The following is a 23,283-nucleotide window of genomic DNA, read 5'->3' as shown; positions in this document are numbered from 1 at the left end:
GGGCGCCGGTGTCGCGGTGTCCCGGCTGCGCGCGGCGGGCGCCCGCCGGGTGGCGGTGGCCGCCTACTTCCTGGCCCCGGGCCTGTTCCACGACGCGGTCCGGTCGACGGCCCGGCGGGCCGGCGCGGTGGCGGTCGCCGAGCCGCTGACCGACCTGCCCGAACTCGCCGACCTGGTGCTGCGGCGGGTCGACGCCGTGCCGGTCGGCGGCCCGGTGTGACGCGCGTCGCCATCATGATCAACCTGGGTGGCGCCGGGGTAGCCGGGTGTCATGTGCCCCGGACAGCAGCAGAACGCCCCGGCCGGGATCCGGCCGGGGCGTTCTGCTGCGTGCGAATCAGGCGGAGTGAGCGCGCAGCACCCGGAGACCGCCGCGGCGCTTGACCGCGCGGCGCTCCTCCTCGCTCATCCCGCCCCAGACGCCGGCGTCCTGACCGGACTCCAGCGCCCACTGGAGGCAGTGGTCGGTCACCGGGCAGCGCCGGCAGACGGCCTTGGCCTGCTCCACCTGCAGGAGGGCCGGGCCGGACGTCCCGATCGGGAAGAACAGCTCCGGGTCCTCGTCGCGGCAGACGGCATCGTGGCGCCAGTCCATGGCGGCAACACTCCTCATTCTTAAGTGGGTGGCCAGATAACGCTTCGTTGCTATTCCTATATGCGTCCGCATTGCCGATCGGTGACGGTCAGCATCCATCAATTCGGCGCTGCGTGAGCAGGCTTGCGGGCCCGTGGACCTGCTGGAACAGCTCAACCTGCCGAGCATATCCAGGCAATGTCCCGGTAACACGACTTCGCTTGTGAATACTTTCACGAACTGTCGTGATGTCAAGGGTGGCGCTCGGAAAAACTCCGAACAGTGAGCGGGCTCACCACCCTTTTGTCCGGGTTTCAGAGCGCTCTGGTTACCCGGCGTGCCACAGTCGAGGATCAATATAGTACGGTCTGCGTGACCTTGCTGACATTTCCGGCACCTTCCCTCGGCGTGGCGGACACCGCCGGTGGCGGTGAGGGGTCCGCGTCAACCGACGGGAGTACCCGAGACCTAGCAGATTACTCTCAGTGCGGCGGGCACGGATGCAAATCTGACTTTTTCCCGCTCGCCGAGGTAGTCGCCGTCCAGCTGGAAGGCCAGCGGACGGGCCGAGAGCAGGGTGAACTCCGCCACGTCGTGCAGCCGGAGCACCTGCCGGCCGCGCGGGTCGGGCTGCCGCGAGAAGAACTGGGTCACCGTGCGTGCCGTGCTGGCCACCTTCAGCTGCCGCATGGCGAGCACATCCAGGCCGAGGTCGAACGAGGCCTCCGGGTTCGGGTTGATCTCCCGGTCGCCCAGGTACGTCCACGGCGCGGTGTTCTGGATGATGACCGTGCCCAGATCGGTCTCGGCGGCCTCCCCGGGGCGCTCCAGCGTGATCACCGGATGCCGGCGGTCGGACGCGAGGAAGTACTGGCTCGCCGTGGAGCGGAAGTACAGCGCCGGGGTGGACACCCGGCCCCGCTTGCGGGCCTGCTCGACCCGCTGGATGACGGCCGCGTCGATGCCGAAGCCCGCGCAGAAGGTGAAGTAGCGGTCGTCCGCCCGGCCCAGCCCGATGGTCCGGGACCGGCCCAGCCGCAGCCCCTCCAGGATCATGCTGGTGCCGTCCGGCCACTCCCGGGGCAGGCCGAGGGCGCGGGCGAAGACGTTTGTCGAGCCGCCCGGCACGGTGGCCAGCGCCGGCAGCCGCTCCGCCGGGGTCTGCCCGGTGCGGAAGGTCGGCGGCTCGGCGGCCATCAGGCCGTTCACCACCTCGTTGACCGTGCCGTCGCCGCCGAGCGTGACCACCAGGTCGACGCCCTCCTGGGCGGCCTCCCGCGCCAGGTCCATGGCGTGGCCCCGCCGGCGGGTGTACCGCACCGACAGGTCGACTTCGCTGCGCAGCGCCCGGACCAGCACGTCCCGGCTGCGCTCGCTGGTGGTGGTGGCCTTCGGATTGACCACCAGGACGGCCCGCATGGGCGGCACTGTACCGCGCCTACCCACGGGTATCGTGTCGCGCGTGACGATCGACTCCGACCCGGTCCCCGGCACGCTCCGCTGGGCGGTGCTCCTGCTGCGCGCCGAGGCGGTGGCGCTCGGCCTGGTCTCGGCGTGGCTGATCTGGTCCGACCTGACGGCGCGTACCACCGACCTGACCTCGGCGCTGCTCGTCACCGCGTTCGCGGTCGGCGGGGCGGTCGCGCTCTGGGCGCTCGGCGGCGCGCTGGCCCGCCGCCGGTCCGGCGCCCGGGCGCCGGCCATCGTGCTCCAGCTCATGCTGCTGCCGATCGGCTGGTACATGATCCAGGGCGGGCTGGGCTGGCTGGGGGTGCCGCTCATGGCGCTCGGCCTCGGCGTCACCGGCCTGCTGGTGAGCACCCCGACCAACCGCGCGCTCGGCTTCGAGTGAGGCCGCGCCGGCGCGCCGGAACGGTCAGTAGCCGGAGGCGCGGCGGGTCAGCAGGGAGATGGTGGCCCGGCCGTCGGCGGCCCGGGCGCTCGCCGAGGTGGTCAGCGCGGTGAGCACCTTCCAGGCGAAGGACGACTCCGAGGGGAGCGTGGCGCCCCGCACGGTCGGCACGGTCACCTCGACGGTGAGCGCGTCCTCGGTGACCGCGAAGCGGCACTCCAGCTCGGCGTCGCGGGTGGCGATGGCGAGCAGCATGGCGCACGCCTCGTCGACCGCGATGCGCAGGTCCTCGATCTCGTCGAGGGCGAACTGGAGCCGGGCCGCCAGACCGGCGGTGGCGGTGCGCAGCACGCCCAGGTAGCCGCCGTCGGCGGGCACCGTGAGGTGCACGACGTCGTCGTCCGTCGTGGGCTGGCCGGTCAGTTGAGTCACGCCTCATCCCCCCGGTGCGGGACTCTACCCGGTCAGGCGTCCGGCTGCGTGGGGGCGGCCGGCACCTGCGCGGCGAGCTCGTGCAGCGCCGTCCCGGCCAGCCGGTACGGCACCCACTCGTCCATCGGGGCGGCCCCGATGGCGGCGTAGAAGCGGGCGGCCGGGTTCCAGTTGATCATCCACCACTCGAGCCGCCGGTAGCCGCGCTCGACGCAGATCGCCGCGAGGGTGGCGAGCAGCAGCCGGCCCGCGCCGGTGCCGCGGGCGGCCGGCCGGACGTACAGGTCCTCCAGGTAGATGCCGTGCACGCCCTCCCAGGTGGAGAAGTTGAGGAACCAGAGGGCGAAGCCGATCGGCTGGTCGGCGGGATCCACCGCGACATGCCCGAACAGCGCCGGAGCAGTCGTGAAGAGGGCGGCGGTGAGCTGCTCCTCGGTGAGGTGGCACTGCTCGGGGGCGCGCTCGTAGCCGGCGAGTTCGTGCACCATCGCGACGACGGCCGGCACGTCCTCGGGACGCGCCGGCCGGATCGTCGGTGCCTGGGCGGGCAGGCTCACGCCTGCTTGGTCTCCCAGAAGATCTTCGAGATCTCGTCGATCTTCGAGAGCAGCTCGTCGGCCTTGGCGGGGTCGGTGGCGCCCTTGGCGCCGGCCGCGCCGGCCAGCTTGGTGGTCTCGTTGAACAGCTGGTGCAGGTGCGGGTACTTCTCGAAGTGCTGCGGCTTGAAGTAGTCGGTCCAGAGCACCCACAGGTGGTGCTTCACCAGCTCGGCCCGCTGCTCCTTGATGATGATCGCCCGGGTACGGAACTCCGGATCGGTGTTCGACTGGTACTTCTCGCAGATCATTTTGACCGACTCGGCCTCGATCCGGGCCTGCGCCGGGTCGTACACGCCGCAGGGCAGGTCGCAGTGGGCGCTAGCGGTCACCCGGGGCGTGAGGATGCGAGGAAGGCGCATCAGGGTCCTCCATGGGATGTTTGCGATGATCCAAGACGACATTACTCCTGGAGATGCTCCCCGGCGGGCGGGAGGTGAAACCCGGTGCGTGACGCCGACGACCCCGGCGCGCCCGCGCTGCGCGGCCCGCTGTCGCCCATCCTGGTCACCGGCCCGTCCATGGCCCCGACCCTGCGGCACGGCGACGCCGTGCTGGTGCGGACCGGGGGCCGCCCGGTCCGCCCCGGCGACGTGGTGGTGGCGGTCTTCCGCAGCCGCCCCGACCTGCTCGTGGTCAAGCGCGCGGTCCGTCCGCAGGACGGCGGCTGGTGGCTGCGCGGCGACAACGACCTGGTCACGGACGACTCCCGGGCGTACGGGGTGGCGGACGTGCGGGGCCGGGTGGTGGCCCGGTACTGGCCGCGTCCCGGGCGGGTCACCGGGCGGCCGCGGTGGATATGACCCCGATCACACCCCGGTGCGGCATGCCTGACTATGCTCGGAAAGTGCCCGGGTGACCCCCCGCACCGCCGCCCCGCTGGCCGCTGACCACGCGCGCCGAGCCGGCCGGTCCGTCTGCTCGACAGATCCTGGAGTCACCGATGTCTACGTCCACCCCGGACCCCGCTGATCCCGTCTTCCGGCTGCATCTCGGCGGCAAGATGGCCGTCGCCTCGACGGTGCCGCTCACCAGCCGGGAAGACCTCTCCCTCGCGTACACCCCGGGCGTGGCCCGGGTCTGCGAGGCGATCGCCGCCGACCCCGAACTCGCCGACGACTACACCTGGGTGTCGCACACCGTCGCCGTGGTCACCGACGGTTCCGCCGTACTCGGCCTCGGCAACATCGGCCCGCGCGCGGCGCTGCCGGTGATGGAGGGCAAGGCGGTGCTGTTCAAGCAGTTCGCGGGCGTGGACGCGGTACCGGTCTGCCTGGACACCCAGGACGTGGACGAGATCGTGGCGATCGTGCGGGCGCTCGCCCCCTCGTTCGGCGGGATCAACCTGGAGGACATCAGCGCCCCGCGCTGCTTCGAGGTGGAGCGCCGGCTGGACGAGGCGCTCGCCATCCCGGTCTTCCACGACGACCAGCACGGCACCGCGATCGTGGTGCTGGCCGCGCTGCGCAACGCCGCCACCCTGCTCAACCGCAAGCTGGGCGACCTGCGGGTGGCGGTCAGCGGGGCCGGCGCGGCCGGCGTGGCGGTGACGAAGATGCTGATCGCCGGGGGCGTCAACCCGGACCAGGTGGTGGTCTGCGACTCCAAGGGCATCATCGGCCGGCACCGCGAGCTGACCGGGACCAAGGCCGAACTGGCCGAGACCACCAACGCCGACGGCCGGCAGGGCGACATTACCGAGGCGCTGCGCGGCGCGGACGTCCTGGTCGGCGTCTCCGGCGGGCAGATCCCCGAGGCGGCGGTGGCCGGCATGGCCCCGGGCGGCATCGTCTTCGCGCTGGCCAACCCCACCCCGGAGGTGCACCCCGAGGTGGCCGCCCGGCACGTGGCCGTGGTCGCCACCGGGCGCAGCGACTACCCCAACCAGATCAACAACGTGCTCGCCTTCCCCGGCGTGTTCCGTGGCGCGCTGGACGCCCGGGCCACCCGGATCACCGACGGGATGAAGGTGGCCGCCGCCGACGCCATCGCCAACGTGGTCGCCGAGTCGCTGACCCCGGAGGCGATCGTGCCCTCCCCGCTGGACCCGCGGGTCGCCCCCGCGGTGGCGGAGGCCGTCGCCGAGGCCGCCCGCCGCGACGGTGTCGCCCGCCGCTGACCGTTGAGGGAGCGGCCCTTCTTATCGCGTTTTGCACAGGAAGGGCCCCTTCTTAACGGGCCCTCAGCTTGTTACGGTGCCGATCATGCGTGCCGCCTATGCTTCGGCCTTCGACGCCGACAACCCGCTCGCCGCGCTCACCGTCGGCGACCGCCCCGAGCCGACCCACCCGCAGGAGGACTGGGTCACCGTGCAGGTGCGGGCCAGCTCGCTCAACCACCACGACCTCTGGTCGCTGCGCGGGGTGGGCCTCAGCGCCGACCAGCTCCCGATGATCCTCGGCTGCGACGCGGTCGGCACCGACCCGGACGGCAACCAGGTGGTCATCTACCCCGTGATACCCACCCCGGGCGACCCGCGCGGGGTCTCCATCCTCTCGGAGCACTTCGCGGGCACCTTCGCCGAGCGGGTGGCCGTACCCCGGATGAACCTGCTGCCGCTGCCCGACGGCCTCTCCGTGACCGACGCGGCGTGCCTGCCCACGGCCTGGCTCACCGCGTGGCGGATGCTCACCACCAAGGGCCGGGTCGGCGACGGCGAGTCGGTGCTGGTCCAGGGGGCCGGCGGGGGCGTGGCCACCGCGGCCGTCGCGCTCGGCGTCGCCCTCGGCAAGCGGGTGTACGCGACCAGCCGCGACGCCGCCAAGCGGGAGCGGATCACCGAGCTGGGCGCGACCGCGCTGGAACCCGGCGCCCGGCTGCCCGAGCGGGCCGACGTGGTGATCGAGACGGTCGGCGCGGCCACCTTCGACCACTCGCTGAAGTCGGCCGCCCCGATGGCCCGGATCGTGGTCTCCGGCGCCACCGCCGGCCACGAGCCCAAGGTGAACCTGCGCCGGGTCTTCGCCATGCAGCTGGAGATCCTCGGCACCTCGATGGGCACCCCCGAGGAGCTGACCGAGCTGGTGGCGTTCTGCGCCGAGCACGAGGTGCGCCCGGTGGTCGACAGCGTGGTGCCGTTCAGCCGGATCGAGGAGGCCTTCGCCCGGCTGCACTCCGGCGACGTCTTCGGCAAGGTGGTCGTCGACCACACCGCCTGACCCGCGCGGCCGCCCCGGGCGACCGGTCAGAGATGGTCGTCCAGGGTGGCCACGCCGCCGCGGGTGGCGTCGTCCGGGAGTCGCTTCTTCGCCGCGGCGTCGCCGTACAGGGCCCAGCGGAGGAACTCGACGGTGGTGTCGGCCACCACCCGCAGCGCCTTGCCGTCGCCGAGCAGGGCCCGCCCGTGGTCGCCCTTCGGCAGGCTGAGCATCGCCTTCGGCCAGGGCACCGCGTCGTAGACCGCCTTGCCGGCGGCGTAGCCCACCACCTCGTCGGCCTCGCCGTGCACGAAGAGCTGCGGCGCGGCCGCCCCGGCGAACGCCGTGCCGACGCCGAGCGCCGTGCCGGCGAAGACGATGCCGGCGTCCAGGCGCTCGTCCCGGCCCGCGGTGAACAGCCCGATCGTGGTCACCCCGCCCGCGCTGTGCCCGGTCGCGGCCACCCGCTCCGGGTCCAGCCGGCCGCGCAGCGGGTCACCGGCCCGGCCGTCGAGGGCGAGCACCTGGGTCAGCACGTACGACACGTCGGCCGGCTGGTTGAGCACGTCGAGCGGGTTGCCGTCGCCGCCGGCGCCGGTGTGCGGGAACTTCGGCGCGGCCACCACGAACCCGGCGGCCGCCCAGCGGGTCAGCAGCACCTGGTAGTCCTCCGGCCGGGCGCCCAGCCCGTGGCTGAACAGCACCACCGGGAACCGCCCGGACGCCACCGGAGCGGACCGCTCCGGCGCGCCACCGGCTTCGCCCTCCGCCGGGTACCAGAGGGTCACCGGCAACGGGCGGTCGCCGTCGCGGTTCAGCTTCAGCTGGCGTACGCCGACCGCGAAGCTCTCGGTCGGGGCGTGCCCGGCGGGTACCCGCGGGGCGGGGGTGGTGGCCTGCGGCGGGGCGTCGGGCGCGGGTCGCCCGGCCGGGGCGGTCCCGCCCGAGCAGCCGGCCAGGCCCGCACTGAGCAGGGCGGCGGTGACGAGGGCGGCAGGGCGACGGCGCATGGACACGATTGTGCCTCGCGCTCGCCGGTGAACGGCCGGCATCGCGTCGAGTTGCCGCTCGGCCAGCCCGTCCATCCGGGCGACGCTACCGCGCGCGGGGCGGCAGCGGCGCCCCGGCGGCGTCCCGTTCGATCGGGCAGGGCGCGGGTGGTGAGGGTGGTGACGCCGGGGAGGCGGGCGTCGGCGGGGAGGCGGCGAAGGGCGGCACGGTCGTCGTAGAGGGCCCACCGGAGGAAGTCGGTGGTGGCGGCGAGGACCTGCGCGAACCCGGGGTGGCCCGGGGTCAGGTACTCCCCGTGGCCCTGGCCGGGGAGGGCCAAAAAGGCGGCCGGCCCGAGGCTGCGGGCGTACGCGGCCCGGCCGACCGGCTCCGGCACGATCGGGTCCGCGCCGCCGTGCACGAACAGCAGGGGCGCCACCGGGCCGGCGAAGCTGCCGGCCAGCCCGCCGCCGGCGATGACGATGCCGGCGCGCAGCCGACGCGGGTGCCCCGAGGTGAACATGCCGGCCGTGGTGAAGCCGCCCGCCGAGTGTCCCGCGGCGGCGAACCGGTCCACCGCGAGGTGCCCGGCGAGCGGGTCCCCGGGCCGGGCGTCGACGCGGACCAGGTGGCGGATCAGCCGCCAGCCGTCGGCCGGCTGGTTCCGCACGTCGGCCCGGGTGAAGTCACGCGCCCGCAGGTTCGTCCGCGGATAGGTCGGCGCGGCCACCACGAACCCGGCCGCCGCCCACCGGGTGGCCAACGGGGCGTGCAGTTCGGGGAGGCTGCGCAGCCCGTGGCTGTAGACGACCACCGGAAACCGCCCGGCGGCCACCGGCGCGTCGGGCCACGGCACCGGCCCGGACACCGCCCCGCCGCTGGTCGGACCGGATGTCGCCCCGCTGCCGGTCGGGCCGGCCGCCGCCTCGCTGCTGGCCGGCGTGGGTGTTGCCCCGCGGCTGGTCCGGCCGGGCGTCACTCCGGCAGTGGCCGGCACGGTGGCATGCGGCGGGGCGGCGGGCTCCGCCGGGTACCAGACGGTGACCGGCAGCGGCCGGGACCCGTCGGGGTCGACGACGAACTGGCGCACGCCCACGGCGTACGGCCGCAGCGGCGCCGGGCGGAAGGACGGGACCCGGTCGTTCGTGGCGGCGACGGCCGGGCCGCAACCGGTCACCAGCGCCACCAGCAGCGCGGCGACCAGCCGCTGCACCCTCACCCCCTCACGGTAGGCGGCCGGCCGGCCGGTCCGGTCCCGCCGACCGGCCCGACGCGCCTCCACCGGCCGGACCGGGCTGGGCCGCCACCGGCCCGGCGGGATCGTCCGCGTCGGCCGGCTTCGCTAGGGTCACGCGCATGGCTGAGAACTACACCGACCCGAGTGGCAACACCGCGCAGTTCCGCGCCTTCGTCGATTCGCCGGACAGCGCGGCGACCCCGGCGGAGGCCCCCTCCCGCCTGCCCCTGATGGTCGGCATCGGCGTCGCCGCCGTCGTGGTCGTCGCCCTCATCGCCTGGCTCGCCCTGGGCTGACTCACCCCAGCGGCGCCCGCCCGCCCGTCCGTCCGCTCCCCGTTGATCATGAGATTGGCGGCGCGATCTGTCCGATCCGTCGCTGCCAACTTCATGATCGCCGCGGTGGGGCGCGGTGGGTGCGGCGGGCACGCGGGGTCAGAGGTTCAGGACTTCGCGGGTCTGGCGGGCGATCTCGCGCTCCTCGTCGGTGCCGATGACGCAGACCGTGACCTCGGCGCCGTCGGGCGAGATGACCCGGTCGCCGCTGCCGGCATTGCGCGCCGGGTCCACGGCGATGCCGAGGCGGTCCAGGCCGGCCAGCGCCGCCGCGCGGACCGGAGCGGCGTGCTCGCCGACCCCGGCCGTGAAGGTGACCGCGTCGACCCGGCCGAGCAGGGCGTAGTACGCGCCCACGTACCCGGTGATCCGGCGGCGGTAGACGTCGAAGGCGAGCGCGGCGGCCGGGTCACCGGCGTCCCGGCGGGCCAGCACCTCCCGCATGTCGTTGACCCCGGTCAGTCCGAGCAGGCCGCTGCGGTGGTTGAGCAGGTCGTCGATGTCGTCCACGCCCATCCCGGCCTCGCGGCGCAGGTGGAAGATGATCGTCGGGTCGAGGTCACCGCTGCGGGTGCCCATGACCAGGCCCTCCAGCGGCGACATGCCCATCGAGGTGGCCACGCTCCGCCCACCCTGCACCGCGCAGGCGCTCGCCCCGTTGCCCAGGTGCAGGGTGATGGTGTTCAGCTCGCCGTACGGCCGGTCGAGCAGTTCCGCCGTGCGCCGCGAGACGTACGCGTGCGACGTGCCGTGGAAGCCGTACCGGCGCACGCCGTACCGCTCGGCGAGGTCCCGGTCGATGGCGTACGTGGCGGCGGCCTCGGGCAGCGTGTGGTGGAACGCGGTGTCGAAGACGGCGACCTGCGGGGTGTCCGGCAGCTTCTCCCGGGCCACCCGGATGCCGGCCAGGTTCGCCGGGTTGTGCAGCGGGGCGAGCGGGACGAGGTCCTCGATGGCGGCGCTGACCCGGTCGTCGATCCGCACCGGCGCGCTGAACTTCCGCCCGCCGTGCACCACCCGGTGCCCCACCCCGGCCAGCCCCGTCAGGTCGAGTCCCTCGATGATCTGCCGCACGGCGCTCTCGTGGTCGGCCGGCCCGCCGCCCGGCTCGCCGACCCGCTCGACGGTGCCCTTGCCGCGGACCTCGTCGCCGTCGTACAGCCGGTACTTGACCGACGAGGACCCGCAGTTGAGGACCAGGATCCGGCTCATTCCGACTCCCCGGCGGCGGCCTGGATGGCGGTGATCGCCACCGTGTTGACGATGTCCGGCACGGTGGCGCCCCGGGACAGGTCGTTGACGGGCCGGCGCAGGCCCTGCATGACCGGGCCGACCGCCACCGCGCCGGCCGAGCGCTGCACCGCCTTGTAGGTGTTGTTGCCGGTGTTCAGGTCCGGGAAGATGAACACCGTGGCCCGCCCCGCCACCGGGCTGTCCGGCAGCTTGGTGGCCGCGACCTGCGGGTCGATCGCCGCGTCGTACTGGATCGGGCCCTCGACCAGCAGCTCCGGCCGGCGTTCCCGGACCAGCTTGGTGGCCGCCGCGACCTTCTCCACGTCGGCCCCGAACCCGGAGTCGCCGGTCGAGTAGGACAGCATCGCCACCCGCGGCTCGATGCCGAACCGGGCGGCCGTGTCGGCCGAGGAGATGGCGATGTCGGCGAGCTGGGTGGCGTCCGGGTCGGGGTTGACGGCGCAGTCGCCGTAGACGAGCACCCGGTCGGCGAGCAGCATGAAGAACACGCTGGAGGCGACGGAGACCCCCGGCACGGTGCGGATGATCTCGAAGGCCGGCCGGATGGTGGCCGCCGTGGTGTGGGTCGCCCCGGAGACCATGCCGTCGGCGCGGCCGGTCCGCACCATCATGGTCCCGAAGTAGTTGGGCTGGGCCACGATGTCGTGCGCCAGCTCGACGGTGACGCCGCGGTGGGCGCGCAGCTTCGCGTACTCGGCGGCGAACTCGTCGCGCCACTCGCTGGTGACCGGGTCGACCACCTGCGCGTCGCCGACGTCGATGCCCAGCTCGCGGGTGCGCCGGGCCACCTCGTCGGGGCGCCCGAGCAGGGTCAGGTCGGCGACGCCCCGGCGCAGCAGCACCTCCGCGGCGCGCAGGATCCGCTCCTCGGTGCCCTCGGGCAGCACCAGCCGCCGGCGCTGGGCCCGGGCGCGGTCGATCAGGTCGTTCTCGAACATCAGCGGGGTGACCCGCTCGGACCGGCTGACCCGCAGCCGGCGGGCCAGGTCGACGGTGTCCACACAGCGCTCGAAGGCGCCCAGCGCGGCCTCCACCTTGCGCGGGTTCGCCACGCTGGGCCGGCCCTCGATCCGGCTGGACGCCGCCACCGTGTCGTAGCTGTCGCTGTTCACCGAGAGCACGGCCAGCCCGGTGTTCAGCGCCTCGAACAGGCGCATGGCCCGCGGATCGGGCTGCTCGCCGAGGGTGAGGACCAGGCCGGCCAGGGAGACCTGCCCGGCGACGTGCGCGGCGCCGGCCGCCACGAGCAGGTCGTCCCGGTCGCCGGGGGTGATCACCAGCGCCCCGTCGGTGAAGTGCTCCAGCAGGGTGGGCACGTGCGCCGCGCCGACCACGTAGTCGAGCACGTCCCGCTCCAGCGCGGCCTGGTCGCCGGCGAGCAGGGTGGCGCCGAGCGCCGCCGCCACCTCGGCCACCGTCGGCGCCGACACGGTCGGCACCTCCGGGATGGCGTACGCGGGGACGGGCAGCTCGGGCAGCGTCATCGGCTCGGGCACCCGGTTGGCGACCACCGCCACCACCGTCGCGCCCAGGTCCTCCAGGTCGTGGTACGCCCCGCGCAGCGCCCCCGCGATCGCCTCGGGCGGCTGCCCGAACCCGTCCACCACGGGCACCACCACGCTGCTGAACTCGGTCGCCAGCCGGGCGTTGAAGGCCAGCTCGCGCGGGCCGGCGCCGTCCCCGTCGGCGAAGTCGCTACCCACCACGACCACCGCCGGGCACTGCCGCTCGACCGCCCGGTAGCGGGCCACGATGCGGGAGATCAGCTCCTCCCGCCGGCCGTCCGCGACCAGCGCGGCGGCCTCGGCGTACGTCGCGCCGTGCAGCTCGTCGACCGGCAGCCGCACCCGGTAGCGCTCGGTGAGCAGGGCGAGGATCGGGTCGGGGCCCTGACCGGCGACCAGCGGCCGGAACGCGCCGATCCGCTCGACCTGCCGGGACAGCAGTTCGGCCAGCCCGAGTGCGACCGTCGACTTGCCCCCGCCCGACCCCACGCTGGTCAGGTACACGCTGCGCGCCACGACCTCACGCTACAAGATCGCGGGGTGCCTCGCCCGGGTCCTTCGACCCGTCACCGGCGGCCCGCAGGAGCGCGTCGCTCTTCGCCACCCAGGCCGCCCCGAAGGCGAAGACGGCGACCGTCTCGCACCACAGCACCGGCTTGAGCGCGTGCCGTACGTCGGCGGGCAGTTGGGTGCTGGCGAGGGCGAGCAGGATCGCCACCAGGATGACACCGCCGCAGGCGCGGTAGAACCGCACGGCGGACGGGGACGGCGGCGCCCCGACCCGGTCCGGGCGGGTGAACAGGGCGAGGCAGAAGACCGCGAGCAGCACGAAGAGCGACGCGGCGGCCACCTGGTGCACCACGCCGACCCACCGGTCGCTCTGGCTGGTGGTGCCGGCCGCCGCGCCCACCGTGGTGGGGAAGAGGGCCACCGCGACCGCCAGCACCCCGGCGACGGTGCCCAGCGCGTCGTCCGGCCAGCGGTACCGGTACGCGATCAAGAACACCCCGATGGCGCAGAGCGCGCCGACGAAGACGTCCCGCAGCTCGGTGTGGTAATAGCCGCTGAGCGAGTCGAGCAGGGTGAGCCGGCGGGTCGCGACCAGATGCCCGACGACCAGCACCACCGGCAGCGCGATGCCGACGGATCCGATGCCGAGGCGCAGGTGGCGGACCGTCACCGCGTCCTGCGGCGGCTTGCGGGGTTCGGGGTTCATCCGTGCCTCCCCGGCGTCGGGCGGCGGGTGGTCCGGCGCGTCGGTCGGTTCGCTCTCCAGTGGACGCGACGGGTGCCGTCCGCGTCAACGGCCGGCTAACCCGCCGGCCCGTGTGAACTCCCGTTCGTACACCTGGCCCGTGAGATCCGCGCCGAAGCTGTGGTGTGGTTCCTCCTCGACGAGGCGGAACCCGCGGGAGAGGTAGATGCCGCGGGCGGCGACCAGAGGGTGGTTGGTCCAGAGCCGGATGCGGGCGTATCCCGCCTGCCGGGCGAAGGCGAGGCACTCGTCGACCAACCGGCCCCCGAGACGCCGTCCCCGGGCGGCGGGATCGACCAGCAGGATCCGCAGCTGGGCCGTCTGCTCATCGGCCGCGACGCAGAAGACGCACCCGACCCGCTCCCCGTCGAGCTCGGCGATCCAGGCGGCCTCCCGTTCCGGGTCGTGGCCGGCGTAGTCGGCGACGATCCGCGCCACGAGCGCCTCGAAGCTGGTGTCCCAACCGAACTCGGCCGCGTACGTCTCGCCGTGGGCCAGCACCACCCAGCCGAGGTCACCGGGACGGCCCAGCGGACGAATGAGGACCTCTGCGCTCATCGACACCCCTCCACCACTGAAACAGTCGTTTCAGTGGCAGAGTAGCGCTGTGAGCCAGCACGAGCGACCCGGGAGCGCCCGCCGCGACGAACTCCTGGAGCGGGCGTACCAGTACGTCCTGGCGCACGGGCTGGCCGAGCTGTCGCTGCGCCCGCTCGCCGCCGCCATCGGATCCAGCCCCCGGGTCCTGCTCTTTCTCTTCGGCTCCAAGGACCAGTTGATCCGCGCCCTGCTCGGCCGGGCCAGGACGGACGAGCTGGCCGCGCTCCGGCGGGCCCGGGAGGCGGGCGGCTCCGACGACTTCGTCGCAGCGGTGCGGACGACCTGGGACTGGCTCGTTGATCCCGCGCACCGGCCGATGCTGGTCCTCTGGGTGCAGGCGTACGCCCGCTCGCTGAGCGAGCCGGACGGGCCGTGGGCGGGCTTCGCCCGGCAGACCGTGGAGGACTGGCTCGGGCTGCTCGCCGAGGTGGGCGGCCGAGCCGACAGCGCGGGCGCTGACCCGGCCCTCGCCCTGGCGCTGCTGCGCGGCGCCCTGCTCGACCTGCTGGCCACCGGCGACGCCGAACGGACCACCGCGGTCGTCGAGCGCTGCCTGGTCCTGGTCGGAGCGGCGGCCCGCTGAGCCGGGCCGGCGCCGGCCTGCTCCTCGTCGACGAAGCGTTCCGCCTTGGCTCTCGGCGGTCGGAGCGGCGACCGCGGCCCTGGGGGCGTACGGCGCGGTGGCCGACGCCGAGCCGGCCGTCACGGTGGCCGAGACGTGGCGGGCGTACGGCTTCGTGGTCTTCGCCGGGCTCTTCGCCCTGCTGGCCGTGCGGCCCCGGGGCTACCGGGGGGTGTGGCCGCTGGTCATCTTCCACAAGGTGGCCATGACGGTGACCGCGTTGGCCTACACGCGGAACGGCGCGATCGAGGGGACCGGCACCATCCTGGTCTGGGACGGCGCCCTGTCGGTGCTGCTCGTCCTGGCCTTCGTGCTCTGCCGCGGCTGGGTGGCGGAGCCGCGCCGGTGAACCGCCGCGAGGAGATCGTCGATGTGGCCGAACGCCTGCTGGAGCGCGCCGGGCCGGAGGCCGTCACGATGCGCCGGCTCGCCGACGAAATGGGCATCCAGGCGCCGTCGTTGTACAAGCACGTCGCGGGAAAGCCCGAGATCGAGGCCGCACTCCAGCAGCGGGCGTTGCAGCGGCTCGCCGCGGCCCTGGAGTCGGCGCCGGACCTGCCGTCCCTCGCGGCCGCGTACCGCGACTGGGCGCTCCGGCATCCCCGGCTGTACGAGATCGCCACCCGGCTGCCGCTGGCGCGCGACCGCCTGGCGCCCGGCGTGGAGGCGGCCGCCGCGGCGCCGCTGCTCCGGGTGACCGGGGGCGACCTGACCGCGGCACGCGCCCTCTGGGGCCTGGCACACGGGCTGGTCGACCTGGAACTTGCCGGCCGGTTCCCACCCGGAGCCGACCTCGACGCGGTGTGGGCACACGCCATGGCCGAGCGGGTCGCACCCGGGGGCGGCTCGGGCGCCACTGGCTGAACGTTCCGGCCGCGTGGCCGGCGGCGCCCGGCGGACCGCGTCAGGCGGTCACTCGTCGTCCTCGTCGTCCAGCCGGGCCAGCCAGGTGGCGAACCGCTCGATCGGGGTCTCGAACTCGGGGTTCAGGTCCACGAAGTCGCGCAGCCGCTCGCCCAGCCACTCCAGGCTGACCTGCTCGTCGCCCCGGCGCTCGACCAGTTCCTCGATGCCACGGTCGGTGAAGTACATCTGCGTCCTCTCGGCGGGGAAGGGCCGCCACGCGGCGAGGGGCAGCGGCCGTCGTACGGTCGCTGCCCCTCGTGCCGGCGGTGCGGTCAGGTCACGGGCGGGGGAGAGCCGCCTCGATGAGGGCGTTCTGCTCGACCTCGTGCATCTTCGCCGAGCCGACCGCCGGTGCGGCGGCGGCCGGGCGGGAGATGCGGCGCAGCCGGACCTCGGGCAGGTGCTCCAGCAGGTTGAGCGCGACGAACGACCAGGCGCCCTGGTTGGCCGGCTCCTCCTGGACCCAGGCGAAGTCCTCGGCGTTCGGGTACTGCGACAGGGCGGCCCGAACCTCCTCGACGGGCAGCGGGTAGAGCTGCTCCATCCGGAGGATCACCGTGTCGGTGACGCCCCGCTCCTGCCGGGCCTGGAACAGGTCGTAGTAGACCTTGCCCGAGCAGAGCAGCACCCGCTTCACCTGATCCGGCGCCGGGGCGGCGGTGTCGGCCAGCACCGGCTGGAAGGTGCCGGTGGTGAAGTCCTCCACCTGCGACACGCAGAGCTTGTGCCGCAGCAGCGACTTCGGGGTGAACACCACGAGCGGCTTGCGCTTCGGCGACAGCGCCTGGCGGCGCAGCAGGTGGAAGTAGCTCGCCGGGGTGGTCGGGATGGCCACCCGCATGTTGTCCTCGGCGCAGAGCTGGAGGAACCGCTCGGGGCGGCCGGAGGTGTGGTCCGGGCCCTGACCCTCGTGGCCGTGCGGCAGCAGCAGGGTGACCGCGGAGCGCTGGCCCCACTTCACCTCGCCGGAGGAGATGAACTCGTCGATCACCGACTGGGCGCCGTTGACGAAGTCACCGAACTGGGCCTCCCAGCAGACCAGCGCGTTGACGTTCTCCACCGAGTAGCCGTACTCGAAGCCCATGGCTGCGTATTCCGACAGCAGCGAGTCGTGCACGAAGAAGCGGGACCGCTCGCCGTCGGCGGTGAGCGACTTCAGCGGCAGGTAGTCGTCGCCGGTCTTCGCGTCGACCACCGACGCGTGCCGCTGCACGAAGGTGCCGCGGCGGGAGTCCTGCCCGGCGAGCCGGACGGTGACCCCGTCGTGCAGCAGCGCGCCGAACGCGATGATCTCGCCGAAGCCCCAGTCGATGCCGCCCTCGACGGACATCTTGCGCCGCCGCTCCAGCAGCTGCTGGATCCGCTTGTGCGGGGTGAAGCCCTCCGGCAGGTTGACGTGCGCCTCGCCGATCGCCTTGACCACGGCGGCGTCGGTGGCGGTCTCGACCTGCGGCTCCGGCTCGTCCTCGCGGCGCGGCCGGCTGAGCTGGCGCGGCGTGGTGGCGGCGTCCCGGGTGGCCTTGAAGACCCGCTCCAGCTGCGACTGGTAGTCGCGCAGCAGCTCCTCCGCGTCCTCCACGGTGATGTCACCCCGCCCGATGAGCTCCTCGGTGTAGAGCTTCCGGACCGACCGCTTCGAGTCGATGATCTTGTACATCTGCGGGTTCGACATCGACGGGTCGTCGCCCTCGTTGTGCCCGCGCCGGCGGTAGCAGACCATGTCGATCACGACGTCCTTGTTGAACGCCTGCCGGTACTCGAAGGCGAGCCGGGCCACCCGGACGACAGCCTCGGGGTCGTCGCCGTTGACGTGGAAGATCGGCGCCTGGATCATCCGGGCCACGTCGGTGCTGTAGAGGCTGGACCGGCTGTATTCCGGGGCGGTGGTGAAGCCGACCTGGTTGTTGACCACCACGTGCACGGTGCCGCCGGTGCGGTAGCCGCGCAGCTGGGACAGGTTGAGGGTCTCGGCGACCACGCCCTGGCCGGCGAAGGCGGCGTCGCCGTGCACCGCCAGCGGCAGCACGGTGTAGCCCTCCAGCTTGAGGTCGATCCGGTCCTGCTTGGCCCGGACGATGCCCTCCAGCACCGGGTCCACGGCCTCCAGGTGCGACGGGTTCGCCACCACCGACACCTTGACCGCGTGCGCGCCGTCCGGGGTGGTGAACTTGCCGTTCTGGCCGAGGTGGTACTTCACGTCGCCCGAGCCCTGGGTGGAGCGCGGGTCGAGGTGCCCCTCGAACTCGGAGAAGATCTTCTCGTACGGCTTGCCGACGATGTTGGCCAGCACGTTGAGCCGGCCGCGGTGGGCCATGCCGATGACGACCTCGTCGAGGCCGCCCTCGGCCGAGCACTCCAGGACCTCGCCGAGCAGCGGGATCAGCGACTCGCCGCCCTCCAGCGAGAAGCGCTTCTGGCCGACGTACTTGGTCTGCAGGAAGGTCTCGAAGGCCTCGGCGGCGTTGAGCCGGTTGAGCACGTGCTTCTGCTCGTCCGCGCCGGGCTTCTCGTACCGGCGCTCGATCCGCTCCTGGATCCAGCGCCGCTCCTCCGGGTCCTGGATGTGCATGTACTCGATGCCGACCCGGCGGCAGTAGGAGTCGCGCAGCACGCCCAGGATCTCGCGGAGCTTCATCCGCTGCTTGCCGGCGAAGCCGTTGACCGGGAAGACCCGGTCCAGGTCCCACAGGGTCAGCCCGTGCTGGAGGACGTCCAGGTCGGGGTGCTTGCGGATGGTGAACTCCAGCGGGTCGGTGTCGGCCATGAGGTGGCCGCGCACCCGGTACGCGTGGATCAGCTCGTGCACCCGAGCGGTCTTGTTGATCTGGCCCTCGGAGTCGACCGCGACGTCCCGCACCCAGCGCACCGGCTCGTAGGGGATGCGCAGCGAGGTGAAGATCTGGTCGTAGAAGCCGCGCTCGCCGAGCAGCAGCTCGTGCATCACCTTGAGGAACTCGCCGGACTGGGCGCCCTGGATGATCCGGTGGTCGTACGTGCTGGTCAGCGTGATGATCTTGCTGACCGCCAGCTCGGCCAGGGTCGCCTCGCTCATGCCCTGGTACGGCGCCGGGTACTCCATCGCGCCGACGCCGATGATGGCGCTCTGGCCCTGCATCAGCCGCGGGATCGAGTGGACCGTGCCGATGCCGCCCGGGTTGGTCAGCGAGATCGTGGTGCCGGCGTAGTCCTCCATGGTCAGTTCGTTGCGGCGGGCGCGCCGGACCACGTCCTCGTACGCCTGCCAGAACTGCCGGAAGTCCATCTGCTCGCAGCCCTTGATGGAGGGCACCACCAGGTTGCGGGAGCCGTCCGGCTTGGCCAGGTCGATGGCGATGCCCAGGTTGACGTGCTCCGGGCGGACCATCGCCGGCTTGCCGTCGACCTCGGCGAAGGAGTTGTTCATCTCCGGGTGCTCGACCAGCGCCCGGACCATCGCGTAGCCGATCAGGTGGGTGAAGCTCACCTTGCCGCCGCGACCGCGGGCCAGGTGGTTGTTGATCACGATGCGGTTGTCCACCAGCAGCTTCGCCGGCACCGCGCGGACGCTGGTCGCGGTCGGCACGGCGAGCGAGGCGTCCATGTTCTGGACGATCTTGGCGGCGACCCCGCGCAGCGGGGTGGTGCCGGCGGCGCTCACGGCCGGTGCCTTGGCGGCCGGCTTGGCCGGGGCGGCCTTCTTCGCCGGGGCCTGCTCCACAGCCTTCGCCGCCGGCTTGGCGGCCGGCTTCGCCGGAGCGGGCGCGGGCTTGGCGGCCGGCTGCTGGGTGACCGTGGCGACGGCCTCCTGCTGCTCGGCCGGCTCGGGACGGGCGCCCGCCGGGGCGGGCTGAGCCTCGGGGCGCGGGGTGGCGGCCCCCGGCGCCGGCCGGTAGTCGGCGAAGAAATCGTGCCACGCCGAGTCGACGCTCGAGGGGTCGGCGAGGTAGCGCTGGTACATCTCCTCGACGATCCACTCGTTCGGGCCGAAACCCGCCAGTGGGTTCTCCTGCGAAGTCTGCTGGGTCGACACGGCCGCTAATCGCCTCTTTCACGCGGTTGTGAATGTCACGCGGTGGCTCCCGTGCCCGTTTCGAGGCGCACGGGAGACGGGTCCCAGGCTACGCCGTGCGATCGGCGCAGGCATTCTCGCCTCCGGCTGGTGGTCCGTTTCACAGAAGATGCCAGAAGTTCGGCAAACGCTGCGTGGTCCGTCGACTCCTGCTAGGCGACGACGGCCCCGGCCGGTGACGCGGGGTCACCGGCCGGGGCCGGATCGGCTGATCGGACTCAGGAGATGTCGCGACGCCGGATGGTCAGCACGCCGATCACCCCGGCCACCACGGCGTACCCGATCAGCACCGCGGCCCCCGCCCAGCGCGGCGGGTTGCCGGGGATGTCGGCGCCGCTCACCATCAGCGACGACGCCAGCGACGGCACGAGGAGCTGGAGCTGGTTGATCCAGTCGCCGAACTTGGCGGCCAGCAGCCCGATCGCGATGACCGCGCCGATGGCGCCGCCCAGGTAGAGCAGGATGCCGGTCACCGTGGCGCCGATCTGGCTGCGGATGAGCACGCCGAGCCCGACGCCGAGCACCGACCAGAGCAGGTAGGCCAGCCCGTTGAGGGCGACCGCCCGCCAGACCGCCCCGTCGCCGAGGTGGGCGCCGATGTCGACCGCGCCCAGGATCAGCGGGCCGAAGACCAGGTTGAGCAGTGTGGTGCCCACCCAGAAGAGCAGTGCCAGCACGCCGGCGGCGGCCAGCTTGGCCAGCATCACGGCGGTGCGGTGCGGCGCCGTGAGGAACGTGGTGGTCACCGTCTGGTGGAAGAACTCGCTGGTCACCACCACGATGCCGAGGAGCATCACGATGAGCAGGCCGAAGAACTGCCCGTTGGTGTAGATGTTCGCGGCCAGGTTCGCCGCGCTGCGCACCGCCTCCAACTGGTCGGCCTGGTCGGCCGGCACGTCGCCCATGTTCCCGCTCGTCAGGGTTTCGGCCTGCAACCAGTTGAAGAGCAGCGCGAGGCCCCACAGCGGCACGGTGATGAGCGCGAAGATCCACCAGGTGTTGGTGGTACGGATCTTGAGCAGCTCGGATCGGACCAGGTTCATCGGATCTCCGCCTTTCCGGCCGTCAGCTCCAGGAAGACACCCTCCAGGTCGGGGCGTTCGGTGGTCAGCTCGTGCAGCTCCACCTTGGCGGCGAGCGCCACCCGGCCGACCGTCGGCGCGTCCACCCCGGCCACCAGCAGCGCGCCGTGCCCGTCGGCGTCCACCGTGGCCGACTGCTCGCGCAGGGCCGCGGCCAGCTCGTCGGCCTGCGGGGTCCGCACCCGGATCCGGGAGCCGTGCGTCATCGAGCCCATCACCTGCTCGACCGGCCCCTGCCGGATCAGCTTTCCGGCCGCGATGATCACCACGTCGTCGGCGAGCAACTGCATCTCGGAGAGCAGGTGGCTGGAGACCAGCACCGTGCGCCCCTCGGCGGCCAGCCCCTTGAGGAAGCCGCGCATCCAGCGGATCCCCTCCGGGTCCAGGCCGTTGGCCGGCTCGTCGAGGATCAGCACCCGCGGGTCGCCGAGCATGGCGGCGGCGATCCCGAGCCGCTGCTTCATGCCCAGCGAGTAGCCCTTGAACTTGCGCTTCGCGGCCGGGGTGAGCCCGACCAGGGCGAGCGCCTCGTCGGCGCGCTGGCGGGGCAGGCCCGCCGCCGCGCAGATCACCCGCAGGTGGTTGATCCCGGTGCGGCCCTTGTGCGCGCTGGACGCCTCCAGCACCGCGCCCACCGTGTGCAGCGGGTCGGCCAGGTCGGCGTACCGGTGGCCGCCGATGGTGGCCTCGCCCGCGGTCGGGGTGACCAGGTTGAGCAGCATGCGCAGGGTGGTCGTCTTACCGGCCCCGTTCGGGCCGAGGAAACCGGTGACCCGCCCCGGCTGGACGGTGAAGGACAGGTTGTCCACCGCCCGGACGTTCTTGTATTCCTTCGTCAGTCCGGACACCACGATCTGGCCGGTCCCGGCGCTGGGGCTTGTCTGCCCGTCGGACATCGTTCTCCTCTCCTGCCACGGCGGGCTTCGGGGCGCGCCGGTGGGGGCGCCGTTGCGGGGGGCGCCGAGCACAGCCTTCCAACCCGGTGCAAGCGGGTCAATCAGGCGGGATGCGTAGAGCCTCCTCCCCCGGGGGCACGAGCGGATCATCCCCAGGGAGGAGAGGTCAGGCCGGCGGCAGCGCGATCCAGGTGGCCCGGGCCCGGCCGAGCAGCGCCCCGCCCGGGCCGTAGAGGCTGGAGTGCACCTCGGCCTTGCGTCCCGAGCCGCCCACCATCGCCCCGGTCACCACGCACTCGTCGCCGGGGCGCGGCAGCGCCGTGACCTGCGCGGCGATCCGGCCCAGCACGTACGGGCGGCCGGGCGCGATCACCGCCCAGCCGCCGGGGCAGTCCAGCGCCGCCCAGACGGTCGCCGGCACCACCTCGGCCGGGGCGCGGAACGGCGCGGCGGTCCGCCCGTCCGGCAGCCGGCCCGAAAAGATCCGCAGCCCCGCCGGGTTCGCCGGCCCGCAGACGTAGCAGCCGGGGAAGGGGTGGTCCACCAGTCCCGGGTACGCCTTCGCGGCGGCCTCGGCCGTCGGCCGGTCCACCGGCGGCACCACGGCGTCGATCGGCTCGACCCGGCGTACCTGGGCGATCACCTGGCCGTCCGGGTCGCGGATCTCGCCGTCGACGGCGGTCAGCGGGGTCTCCAGCGGGGGTGGCTTGCGCAGGGTGACCTCCACCGGGCCCCGGTCGTCCACCGCGGCGGCGAAGATCCCGGCGCTCCAGCCGCCGTTGCCCGAGCCGTCCGGCCCGTGGAAGCGGGACTCGATGATCATGTGGCACCTCCGGGGGCTCCGACCGCCGGCCTCGTCGCCGGCGTCCGCCCGGGCAGCCTCGCACGCCGGCCCCGGCGCGCCGCAGGTGAGGGGGTGTGCCGGCGCGCCGGCCGCCGTTCACCGGATCGACACCCCTCACCCCCGGGGCCGGCAACCCGCGGCCCTTACACAGATAGCCATGGCCGTTCTGCACGCCGCTGGCGCACCCCTCACGACCAGCGGTTACACCCTGCTGATCGCCGACGACCCGTCCCTGGTCGCGGCCGCGCAACGCCTGCGTCACGAGGTGTTCGCCAGCGAACTCGGCGCCACCCTGCACCCGGGGGCCGCCGGGCTCGACACCGACGAGTTCGACGCGCACTGCGACCACCTGGTCGTGCTGCGCGAGGGCACCGACGAGGTGGTGGGCACCTACCGGCTGCTGCCGCCCGGACGCACCGACCGCCGGTACGCCGACGGCGAGTTCGACCTGACCCCGCTGGCCCCGCTCCGCGACGACCTGGTCGAGGCGGGCCGGTCCTGCGTGCACCCGGACCACCGCTCCGGCGTCGTGATCAACCTGATGTGGGCCGGGATCACCCGGTACCTGCATCTGCGCGGCTCCCGGTGGCTGGGCGGCTGCGCCTCGGTGCCGGTGGTCGACGGCGGGATCGCCGCCGCCGAGGTCTGGTCGCAGGTCGTCGCCCGCCACCTGGCCCCGCCGCCGCTGCGGGTGACGCCCCGCCGGCCCTGGTTCGCCGAGGCGCCGGCCGCCGCCGACCTGGAGTTGTCGGCGGGCGGGCGTCGCGCGCTGGTCCCGCCGCTGCTCCGCGGCTACCTGCGGCTCGGCGCCTGGGTCTGTGGGGAGCCGGCGTACGACCCGGACTTCGACTGCGCCGACTTCTACGTGCTGTTCTCGCTGGACCGGATGAACCCGCGCTACCTGCGGCACTTCCTGGGTGAGGCGGCGTGACCGGCGACGGGCTGTGGCGCCCCGCCTCGGGCTGCGGGCCGGACTGCCTGCCGCCGGCCACCCGGCCGGACGTGTCGCTGCCGCGCCGGGCGGGGCGGCTGCTCGGCGTACTCGGGATGTTGCTGGCGGGGGTCGGCCTGGCCGCGCTGCTGCCGCTGCTACCGGCCCGCGACCGGCGGGCCGCGCT

The 23,283-nt window shown here is 73.5% G+C and carries 24 protein-coding genes and 3 pseudogenes; 11 read left to right on the top strand and 16 right to left on the bottom strand.

Going from position 1 to position 23,283, the window contains the following annotated elements; all coding sequences use genetic code 11:
- Positions 1-220: pseudogene (locus tag B0E53_RS15085) on the top strand (cobalamin biosynthesis protein CbiX); the annotation flags it as partial.
- Positions 221-337: 117 nt separating this feature from the next.
- Here B0E53_RS15085 and B0E53_RS15080 read toward each other — a convergent pair.
- Together B0E53_RS15080 and B0E53_RS15075 are read right to left on the bottom strand one after the other, a co-directional pair.
- Positions 338-595 (bottom strand): WhiB family transcriptional regulator, encoded by a 258-nt coding sequence (locus tag B0E53_RS15080; protein ID WP_088975879.1) that lies wholly within the window; start codon positions 593-595, stop codon positions 338-340.
- A 447-nt stretch (positions 596-1,042) separates the two neighbouring features.
- Positions 1,043-1,993 carry a diacylglycerol kinase family protein gene (locus B0E53_RS15075; RefSeq protein WP_107076640.1) on the bottom strand — a complete coding sequence of 317 codons (951 nt, stop codon included), beginning with the start codon at positions 1,991-1,993 and terminating at the stop codon, positions 1,043-1,045.
- A 43-nt stretch (positions 1,994-2,036) separates the two neighbouring features.
- On the opposite strand from B0E53_RS15075, the gene B0E53_RS15070 reads away from it, so the two are divergent.
- Positions 2,037-2,426 carry a hypothetical protein gene (locus tag B0E53_RS15070; RefSeq protein WP_107076639.1) on the top strand — a complete coding sequence of 130 codons (390 nt, stop codon included), beginning with the start codon at positions 2,037-2,039 and terminating at the stop codon, positions 2,424-2,426.
- Positions 2,427-2,450: 24 nt separating this feature from the next.
- Here the strand turns inward: B0E53_RS15070 and B0E53_RS15065 are convergent, their stop codons facing one another.
- The 3 genes from B0E53_RS15065 to sodN all read right to left on the bottom strand — a co-directional run bounded on the left by B0E53_RS15065 (position 2,451) and on the right by sodN (position 3,816).
- A complete protein-coding gene (locus tag B0E53_RS15065) occupies positions 2,451-2,858 on the bottom strand; it encodes an ATP-binding protein (RefSeq protein WP_107076638.1) in 408 nt (135 codons plus the stop codon).
- A 32-nt stretch (positions 2,859-2,890) separates the two neighbouring features.
- On the bottom strand, positions 2,891-3,346 hold the full coding sequence (locus B0E53_RS15060) for a GNAT family N-acetyltransferase (RefSeq protein ID WP_107076643.1): 456 nt from the start codon (positions 3,344-3,346) through the stop codon (positions 2,891-2,893).
- A gap of 65 nt (positions 3,347-3,411) precedes the next feature.
- Positions 3,412-3,816, bottom strand: coding sequence for a superoxide dismutase, Ni (gene sodN / locus B0E53_RS15055; protein ID WP_091318510.1), 405 nt, complete (start codon positions 3,814-3,816; stop codon positions 3,412-3,414).
- Positions 3,817-3,900: 84 nt separating this feature from the next.
- Here sodN and B0E53_RS15050 point away from each other — a divergent pair, with 84 nt between their 5' ends.
- The 3 genes from B0E53_RS15050 to B0E53_RS15040 all read left to right on the top strand — a co-directional run bounded on the left by B0E53_RS15050 (position 3,901) and on the right by B0E53_RS15040 (position 6,612).
- Positions 3,901-4,257 (top strand): S24/S26 family peptidase, encoded by a 357-nt coding sequence (locus B0E53_RS15050; RefSeq protein WP_107076637.1) that lies wholly within the window; start codon positions 3,901-3,903, stop codon positions 4,255-4,257.
- 140 nt (positions 4,258-4,397) lie between these two features.
- A complete protein-coding gene (locus B0E53_RS15045) occupies positions 4,398-5,573 on the top strand; it encodes an NADP-dependent malic enzyme (RefSeq protein WP_107076636.1) in 1,176 nt (391 codons plus the stop codon).
- 76 nt (positions 5,574-5,649) lie between these two features.
- Complete coding sequence (locus tag B0E53_RS15040) at positions 5,650-6,612, top strand: zinc-binding dehydrogenase (protein ID WP_168215321.1); 963 nt, start codon at positions 5,650-5,652, stop codon at positions 6,610-6,612.
- Positions 6,613-6,638: 26 nt separating this feature from the next.
- Here B0E53_RS15040 and B0E53_RS15035 read toward each other — a convergent pair whose 3' ends face one another.
- A complete protein-coding gene (locus B0E53_RS15035; protein ID WP_107076635.1) occupies positions 6,639-7,601 on the bottom strand; it encodes a chlorophyllase in 963 nt (320 codons plus the stop codon).
- 710 nt (positions 7,602-8,311) lie between these two features.
- Positions 8,312-8,437, bottom strand: a pseudogene (locus B0E53_RS40125) (alpha/beta hydrolase); the annotation flags it as partial.
- A gap of 500 nt (positions 8,438-8,937) precedes the next feature.
- Here B0E53_RS40125 and B0E53_RS37570 point away from each other — a divergent pair.
- Positions 8,938-9,114 carry a hypothetical protein gene (locus B0E53_RS37570; protein WP_168215320.1) on the top strand — a complete coding sequence of 59 codons (177 nt, stop codon included), beginning with the start codon at positions 8,938-8,940 and terminating at the stop codon, positions 9,112-9,114.
- Between the two features lie 138 nt (positions 9,115-9,252).
- Here B0E53_RS37570 and B0E53_RS15025 read toward each other — a convergent pair whose 3' ends face one another.
- The 4 genes from B0E53_RS15025 to B0E53_RS15010 all read right to left on the bottom strand — a co-directional run bounded on the left by B0E53_RS15025 (position 9,253) and on the right by B0E53_RS15010 (position 13,725).
- Positions 9,253-10,365 (bottom strand): acetate kinase, encoded by a 1,113-nt coding sequence (locus B0E53_RS15025; RefSeq protein ID WP_107076634.1) that lies wholly within the window; start codon positions 10,363-10,365, stop codon positions 9,253-9,255.
- Entirely contained in the window at positions 10,362-12,428 is a 2,067-nt protein-coding gene (gene pta / locus B0E53_RS15020) for a phosphate acetyltransferase (RefSeq protein ID WP_107076633.1), read from the bottom strand. Before pta ends, B0E53_RS15025 begins: the two co-directional genes overlap by 4 nt.
- Before the next feature lie 4 nt (positions 12,429-12,432).
- Positions 12,433-13,128: a DUF998 domain-containing protein gene (locus B0E53_RS15015; RefSeq protein WP_210406067.1), complete on the bottom strand. Its 696-nt coding sequence runs from the start codon at positions 13,126-13,128 to the stop codon at positions 12,433-12,435.
- 84 nt (positions 13,129-13,212) lie between these two features.
- Positions 13,213-13,725 (bottom strand): GNAT family N-acetyltransferase, encoded by a 513-nt coding sequence (locus tag B0E53_RS15010; protein WP_107076641.1) that lies wholly within the window; start codon positions 13,723-13,725, stop codon positions 13,213-13,215.
- A 49-nt stretch (positions 13,726-13,774) separates the two neighbouring features.
- Between B0E53_RS15010 and B0E53_RS15005 the strand changes: the two genes are divergently transcribed.
- The 3 genes from B0E53_RS15005 (at position 13,775) to B0E53_RS14995 (ending at position 15,253) form a co-directional block, all read left to right on the top strand.
- Positions 13,775-14,350 carry a TetR family transcriptional regulator gene (locus B0E53_RS15005; RefSeq protein ID WP_246835408.1) on the top strand — a complete coding sequence of 192 codons (576 nt, stop codon included), beginning with the start codon at positions 13,775-13,777 and terminating at the stop codon, positions 14,348-14,350.
- A gap of 97 nt (positions 14,351-14,447) precedes the next feature.
- The gene (locus B0E53_RS15000; protein ID WP_107076631.1) at positions 14,448-14,738 is read left to right on the top strand and encodes a hypothetical protein; all 291 of its coding nucleotides are present in this window, start codon (positions 14,448-14,450) and stop codon (positions 14,736-14,738) included.
- Positions 14,735-15,253: a TetR/AcrR family transcriptional regulator gene (locus B0E53_RS14995; RefSeq protein ID WP_107076630.1), complete on the top strand. Its 519-nt coding sequence runs from the start codon at positions 14,735-14,737 to the stop codon at positions 15,251-15,253. The genes B0E53_RS15000 and B0E53_RS14995 overlap by 4 nt, the downstream gene beginning before the upstream one ends.
- A 48-nt stretch (positions 15,254-15,301) precedes the next feature.
- Here B0E53_RS14995 and B0E53_RS14990 read toward each other — a convergent pair whose 3' ends face one another.
- From B0E53_RS14990 to B0E53_RS14970, 5 genes are all read right to left on the bottom strand, one after another.
- On the bottom strand, positions 15,302-15,481 hold the full coding sequence (locus B0E53_RS14990) for a DUF6104 family protein (protein WP_089009804.1): 180 nt from the start codon (positions 15,479-15,481) through the stop codon (positions 15,302-15,304).
- 91 nt (positions 15,482-15,572) lie between these two features.
- Positions 15,573-19,304, bottom strand: coding sequence for a multifunctional oxoglutarate decarboxylase/oxoglutarate dehydrogenase thiamine pyrophosphate-binding subunit/dihydrolipoyllysine-residue succinyltransferase subunit (locus B0E53_RS14985; protein WP_107076629.1), 3,732 nt, complete (start codon positions 19,302-19,304; stop codon positions 15,573-15,575).
- A 257-nt stretch (positions 19,305-19,561) separates the two neighbouring features.
- Positions 19,562-20,386, bottom strand: coding sequence for an ABC transporter permease (locus tag B0E53_RS14980; RefSeq protein WP_107076628.1), 825 nt, complete (start codon positions 20,384-20,386; stop codon positions 19,562-19,564).
- A complete protein-coding gene (locus B0E53_RS14975; RefSeq protein WP_107076627.1) occupies positions 20,383-21,321 on the bottom strand; it encodes an ATP-binding cassette domain-containing protein in 939 nt (312 codons plus the stop codon). The genes B0E53_RS14980 and B0E53_RS14975 overlap by 4 nt, the downstream gene beginning before the upstream one ends.
- Before the next feature lie 166 nt (positions 21,322-21,487).
- Positions 21,488-22,144 (bottom strand): hypothetical protein, encoded by a 657-nt coding sequence (locus tag B0E53_RS14970; protein WP_107076626.1) that lies wholly within the window; start codon positions 22,142-22,144, stop codon positions 21,488-21,490.
- A gap of 178 nt (positions 22,145-22,322) precedes the next feature.
- Between B0E53_RS14970 and B0E53_RS14965 the strand changes: the two genes are divergently transcribed.
- Positions 22,323-23,096: a GNAT family N-acyltransferase gene (locus B0E53_RS14965; RefSeq protein ID WP_107076625.1), complete on the top strand. Its 774-nt coding sequence runs from the start codon at positions 22,323-22,325 to the stop codon at positions 23,094-23,096.
- Positions 23,093-23,283, top strand: a pseudogene (locus tag B0E53_RS14960) (1-acyl-sn-glycerol-3-phosphate acyltransferase); the annotation flags it as partial. The gene B0E53_RS14965 and the pseudogene B0E53_RS14960, both read left to right, overlap by 4 nt.

This window comes from Micromonospora sp. MH33 (assembly GCF_003013775.1).
Taxonomy (GTDB): domain Bacteria; phylum Actinomycetota; class Actinomycetes; order Mycobacteriales; family Micromonosporaceae; genus Micromonospora; species Micromonospora fulviviridis.
This window is presented reverse-complemented; position numbering and strand designations above follow the sequence as displayed.

Bases quoted from the DNA above. Each gene is read 5' to 3' on its own strand.
- B0E53_RS15080 (WP_088975879.1), bottom strand. From the start codon at position 595: ATGGACTGGCGCCACGATGCCGTCTGCCGCGACGAGGACCCGGAGCTG.
- B0E53_RS15075 (WP_107076640.1), bottom strand. From the start codon at position 1,993: ATGCGGGCCGTCCTGGTGGTCAATCCGAAGGCCACCACCACCAGCGAG.
- B0E53_RS15060 (WP_107076643.1), bottom strand. From the start codon at position 3,346: ATGGTGCACGAACTCGCCGGCTACGAGCGCGCCCCCGAGCAGTGCCAC.
- sodN (WP_091318510.1), bottom strand. From the start codon at position 3,816: ATGCGCCTTCCTCGCATCCTCACGCCCCGGGTGACCGCTAGCGCCCAC.
- B0E53_RS15045 (WP_107076636.1), top strand. From the start codon at position 4,398: ATGTCTACGTCCACCCCGGACCCCGCTGATCCCGTCTTCCGGCTGCAT.
- B0E53_RS15035 (WP_107076635.1), bottom strand. From the start codon at position 7,601: ATGCGCCGTCGCCCTGCCGCCCTCGTCACCGCCGCCCTGCTCAGTGCG.
- B0E53_RS37570 (WP_168215320.1), top strand. From the start codon at position 8,938: ATGGCTGAGAACTACACCGACCCGAGTGGCAACACCGCGCAGTTCCGC.
- B0E53_RS15025 (WP_107076634.1), bottom strand. From the start codon at position 10,365: ATGAGCCGGATCCTGGTCCTCAACTGCGGGTCCTCGTCGGTCAAGTAC.
- B0E53_RS15015 (WP_210406067.1), bottom strand. From the start codon at position 13,128: ATGAACCCCGAACCCCGCAAGCCGCCGCAGGACGCGGTGACGGTCCGC.
- B0E53_RS15010 (WP_107076641.1), bottom strand. From the start codon at position 13,725: ATGAGCGCAGAGGTCCTCATTCGTCCGCTGGGCCGTCCCGGTGACCTC.
- B0E53_RS14990 (WP_089009804.1), bottom strand. From the start codon at position 15,481: ATGTACTTCACCGACCGTGGCATCGAGGAACTGGTCGAGCGCCGGGGC.
- B0E53_RS14980 (WP_107076628.1), bottom strand. From the start codon at position 20,386: ATGAACCTGGTCCGATCCGAGCTGCTCAAGATCCGTACCACCAACACC.
- B0E53_RS14975 (WP_107076627.1), bottom strand. From the start codon at position 21,321: ATGTCCGACGGGCAGACAAGCCCCAGCGCCGGGACCGGCCAGATCGTG.
- B0E53_RS14970 (WP_107076626.1), bottom strand. From the start codon at position 22,144: ATGATCATCGAGTCCCGCTTCCACGGGCCGGACGGCTCGGGCAACGGC.
- B0E53_RS14965 (WP_107076625.1), top strand. From the start codon at position 22,323: ATGGCCGTTCTGCACGCCGCTGGCGCACCCCTCACGACCAGCGGTTAC.